Source organism: Mesorhizobium sp. M4A.F.Ca.ET.090.04.2.1, assembly GCF_003999085.1.
In the GTDB taxonomy this organism is placed as follows: Bacteria; Pseudomonadota; Alphaproteobacteria; order Rhizobiales; family Rhizobiaceae; genus Mesorhizobium.
On sequence record NZ_RZOT01000727.1, the window covers coordinates 1 to 2,266 of the forward strand.

Sequence of the window (2,266 nt, forward strand, 5' to 3'; positions counted from 1 at the left end):
GCGCATCACGACGGCAACTATTTCGCCGACGCTGAGACGCTCGCCCGCCTCGAGGGCGAGGGACAGGTGGTGTTCCGCTACGCCGACGGCACCAATCCGAACGGCTCGATCAACGATATTGCCGGCATCATCAGCGAAAAGGGCAATGTGCTTGGCCTGATGCCGCATCCGGAAAACCTGATCGAGGCGGCGCATGGCGGCAACGACGGCCGGGCGCTGTTCGAAGGTGCCCTCGGCATCGCCGCTTGATTATCTCCTAGGACATTGCTTTCAGAACGCGGGGGCGGCCTGACCATGAGACTGACGATTGCTCGCCTTGCTCTCCTGGCTGCCGCCGTGCTTGCGCTCGCCGCCTGCCAGTCGAGCCCGAAGAGCGCGCCGCCGCCCTCGGGCAAGAGCGCCTCGCTGCTCGCCATGGAACAGGTGGCGATCGCGGCGCATAAATGCTGGATCGCCAGCAAGGATCCGGCCTTCAAGCCCTACCAGATGGCCAATGAGCTGAATTCGTTCAGCGGCACGCCGCGCTTCCTGCTGGTGCCGGCCAAGCATTATGGCGGCAAGCCGCTCCTGGTGGTGCAGGCGCAAGGCAATTCCAGCCGCATCGACGTCTTCGGCCCGCTGATGGCGGACCCGCTCGGTGCGCGCATCGGCTCCGACATCGCCCGTTGGCAGGCGGGCAATCCGTCCTGCGCTGCGGCCGCCTGAGGCCATGGGCCGTTTCCTGCAGAGAGCGGGACTGGCCGTCGGCCTGATCGGACTTGTCCTGCAGGCATGCATCACCATCCCGGCCTCGATGGAAGCCGGCCGCAGCTTCCTCGGCTCGGTCGTTTTCCTGTTCAGCTTCTTCACCATCCTGACCAATATCGGGGCGGTGCTGGTGCACACGTCGCTGCTGTCGCCGTCAGGCTATGCGTGGTTCCCGGCCTTTGCCGGATCGCGGTTGCGGGCGGGCGTGGCGGCGGCGATCGGCCTCGTCTTCATCGTCTATGCGACGGTGCTGGCGCGACTGTGGCAGCCGCAAGGCCTGTTCCTGCTCTGCGATATCCTGCTGCACTATGTGACGCCGGCGCTGTTCGTGCTGTGGTGGCTTGTCGCCGGCGCCGACGGCACCGCGCGCTGGCGCGACATCTCCTGGTGGATGGTCTACCCGCTCGCCTATCTGGCCTATGTGCTGCTGCGGGCGCCGATCGCCGGCGAAGTCCCCTACCCGTTTCTCAGCGTGGAGAAGAACGGCGCGGCCAGCGTCGCTGTTTCGGCGCTGGCCACAACCGGACTGTTTCTGCTGCTGTGCGTCATCGCCGTCTTCGCCGATCATTGGGTTGCCCGGCTGCGGAAATAGTGTTCGGCGCCATCCGAATCCTTCGACGGCGTGAACTCAATCCCAGAACGGCCGGAGGCCTTCGCGATGCGCATCGCAGCGCGAGACGCCGATATCCTTGAGCTGCTCGTCCGTCATCTCCAGCAAGGCCAAGCGGCCGCGGCGGCGGTCCAGCATCCGGTCAATCTGCCTCATGACGGAGCCGAGCACAAATACGAGGCGGTCCACGAAGCCATTGCGAGCCCGTGACTTCGTGCGCCCATCCAATCCGGTGCCGATGTAATGAATTGTGTCGGTTGTATCCATCTTCGTTCTACCTTGTCTCGATTGTATCCTATCAATCGCAGACTTCATATGGATTGACTCATCGTGCGGCACAATATAGAAAATTGTCACCATGACAAATTGGCTTCCAGACCTCTCTTCCGGCTCAGGCCCGCTGTATCAGCGTCTTGCTGACAGCATTGAATCAGACATCGACAAGGGCGTCATTGATGCCGGTGCAAAACTGCCGCCGCAGCGTGACCTCGCTTATGACATCGGCGCCACCGTCGGTACGGTCGGCCGCGCCTACCAGTTGCTGCGCGAACGCGGCCTGGTCAGCGGCGAGGTCGGGCGCGGAACATATGTACTTGCGCAGCGCGCCGAGAACCCGAAGGTCGAGCTGGAGCTTGCCGCGCAAGGAACGCGCCCCATCGATGCACCAAGCGGCAAGCTGCGCTTCGACAGCACCGCAGCGCCTGATGTCGGTCAAGGCGCAATCATTGCCGAAATTCTGGCCCGCACGGCAGAGGACCATCCCCACGACATTTCGAGCTACACGAGGGATTTTCCCGAGCGCTGGTACGAGGCGGGAAGCCGCTGGCTGTCGCGCAATTCCTTCCGCCCTTCGCCCGATTCAATCGTGCCGACGCTTGGCACTCATGCGGCGGTGATGGCAGCGATCGC

General features: G+C 63.6%; 5 protein-coding genes. 4 read left to right on the forward strand and 1 reads right to left on the reverse strand.

The window, feature by feature from the left end:
- From EN781_RS31035 to EN781_RS31045, 3 genes are all read left to right on the forward strand, one after another.
- Positions 1–249: phosphoribosylformylglycinamidine synthase subunit PurQ (locus tag EN781_RS31035; RefSeq protein ID WP_189347952.1), on the forward strand; the 249-nt coding region annotated here is incomplete at its 5' end.
- Positions 250–294: 45 nt separating this feature from the next.
- Positions 295–705 carry a hypothetical protein gene (locus tag EN781_RS31040; RefSeq protein ID WP_126054837.1) on the forward strand — a complete coding sequence of 137 codons (411 nt, stop codon included), beginning with the start codon at positions 295–297 and terminating at the stop codon, positions 703–705.
- Between the two features lie 4 nt (positions 706–709).
- On the forward strand, positions 710–1,339 hold the full coding sequence (locus EN781_RS31045; RefSeq protein WP_126054838.1) for a Pr6Pr family membrane protein: 630 nt from the start codon (positions 710–712) through the stop codon (positions 1,337–1,339).
- Positions 1,340–1,375: 36 nt separating this feature from the next.
- On the opposite strand, the gene EN781_RS31050 is transcribed toward EN781_RS31045, so the two are convergent.
- Positions 1,376–1,624 carry a DUF1127 domain-containing protein gene (locus tag EN781_RS31050; RefSeq protein WP_126054839.1) on the reverse strand — a complete coding sequence of 83 codons (249 nt, stop codon included), beginning with the start codon at positions 1,622–1,624 and terminating at the stop codon, positions 1,376–1,378.
- A 91-nt stretch (positions 1,625–1,715) separates the two neighbouring features.
- On the opposite strand from EN781_RS31050, the gene EN781_RS31055 reads away from it, so the two are divergent.
- Positions 1,716–2,266, forward strand: a 551-nt coding sequence (locus tag EN781_RS31055) for a GntR family transcriptional regulator (RefSeq protein WP_127400656.1), incomplete at its 3' end; no start/stop codon positions are given.

Coding starts and splice junctions, on each gene's coding strand:
- EN781_RS31050 (WP_126054839.1), bottom strand. CDS start 1,624: ATGGATACAACCGACACAATTCATTACATCGGCACCGGATTGGATGGG.
- EN781_RS31040 (WP_126054837.1), top strand. CDS start 295: ATGAGACTGACGATTGCTCGCCTTGCTCTCCTGGCTGCCGCCGTGCTT.
- EN781_RS31045 (WP_126054838.1), top strand. CDS start 710: ATGGGCCGTTTCCTGCAGAGAGCGGGACTGGCCGTCGGCCTGATCGGA.